Raw genomic sequence first — 1,936 nt, 5'->3', positions numbered from 1 at the left:
GGCCGAGCGGCTGCGACTGACGCTCGACGAGGGCGAGACGTCGCCCGAGCGCATCGAGAAAGCCGTGCGCGGCGTCGGTTTCGGGATCGCGCCCAAGGGCGCCCGGCCGGAGAAGCCCAAGGGCGGCTTCGTTCTGCCGGACGGGGCGTTTCCGGATGCTGCGGAGGGCTCGGAGACCGACAGCGCTTCAAAGGAAGATGAGGAGAAGGCCGAAGATGCTTCGACATCGTGGATGAAATCATCCAAGGGCCGTTTGGTCATCGGCACCGGCGCGCTGCTTGCAGCGGCCTGGGCGTCCCGCCTCGTCCTCCCGGCAGAGATCGCCCATTGGGCGTTCGTTCTGGCGACGCTGGTCGGGATTGTGCCCGTGGCGCAACGCGCCTTCGCCATGACGCGGGCCGGCATGCCCTTCACCATCGAAATGCTGATGACCATCGCCGCTGGCGGTGCGCTGATAATCGGTGAGCCGGAGGAAGCGGCGCTCGTGGTCTTCCTCTTCGCCGTGGGCGAGCTTCTGGAAGGCGTCTCGGCCGGCAAGGCGCGCGACAGCATCCGGGCCCTCTCGAAGCTCGTGCCCAAGACCGCGCGGCTCGAATTGGGGGGGGAAGGCGCGTGAAGTCGCGGCAGAGAAACTACAGGTCGGCCAAGTCGTGCAGGTCCGCCCCGGCGACCGCGTGCCCTGCGACGGTGAGGTGATCGACGGCACCTCGGGTGTCGATGAGAGCCCCGTGACAGGCGAGAGCGTCTCGAGCCTCAAAGAGCCCGGCGCGGAGGTCTTCGCGGGCTCGATCAACGCCGAGGCGCTTCTGCGCGTGCGTGTCACGAAGGCGGCCGAGGACAACACCATTGCCCGCATAGTCCGCCTCATAGAGGAAGCCGAGAGTGCCCGCGCGCCGACCGAGCGGTTCATCGATCGGTTCAGCCGTGTCTACATGCCCGCCGTCGTCGGGGCCGCCGTCCTCGTCGCCGTCATCCCGCCGCTGGCCTTCGGGCTGGCTTGGGGTGAGTGGATCTACCGCGCGCTGGCGCTGCTGCTGATCGGCTGCCCCTGCGCGCTGGTCATCTCGGTGCCCGCTTCGATCACTTCGGCGCTGTCCACGGGCGCCCGCAACGGCATGTTGATGAAGGGCGGCGCGGTGATCGAGGCGGCGGCGCGCACAACCCATGTCGCCTTCGACAAGACCGGGACGCTCACCCACGGCCGGCCCCGCGTGACGGACGTGGCGGCGCTGACCGGGGATGAGAACGCCCTCATGGCTCTCGCGGCCGGTGTAGAGGGCGCCGCGAGCCACCCACTCGGCCAGGCGATCTGTGCGGAGGCGGACCGGCGGAGCGTGGACGCAGCGGCGGTCACCGGCGGCCGTGCCCTTCCCGGCAAGGGCGCGGAGGCCTGCATCGACGGCGCGACCGTGTGCGTGGGCTCCCCCCGGCTGGCAGAGGAGCGCGCCGCGCTAACGGAGGACCACCGGACCCGCGTGGCGGCGCTGGAAGCCGAGGGCAAGACGGTGGTCGTCGTGTTGCGCGATGACGTGCCCCAGGGCCTTGTCGCAATGCGGGACGAGCCGCGCACCGATGCGGCGGACGCTGTTGCGGAGCTGCGCAACCTCGGCATCTCTTCGATCATGCTGACAGGGGACAACCCACGCACCGCGCAGGCCATCGCCGATGGACTCGGGATTGAGCATCGCTCCGGGCTAATGCCGGAAGACAAGGTGACGGCGATCCGCGACCTGACGACCCACGCCCGGGTGATGTTGGTCGGCGACGGCATCAACGACGCGCCCGCGCTCGCCGCCGCGCATGTCGGCGTCGCCATGGGCTCGGGCACCGATGTCGCGCTGGAGACGGCCGACGCGGCGATCCTGCGCAACCGAGTGACCGATGTGCCTGCCAAGATCCGCCTCGCCCGTGCGACCATGTCGAACATCCGCCAGAA

The 1,936-nt window shown here is 69.7% G+C and carries 1 pseudogene; it reads left to right on the top strand.

Features of this window, described 5'->3' with window-relative positions:
• A pseudogene (locus tag BMX29_RS18655) lies at window positions 1-1,936 on the top strand (heavy metal translocating P-type ATPase); the annotation flags it as partial.

The organism is Roseivivax marinus (genome assembly GCF_900109705.1).
GTDB classification, from domain to species: domain Bacteria; phylum Pseudomonadota; class Alphaproteobacteria; order Rhodobacterales; family Rhodobacteraceae; genus Roseivivax; species Roseivivax marinus.
The sequence above is the reverse complement of the archived record's forward strand: the minus strand, read 5'-3'. Positions and strand labels throughout refer to the sequence as shown.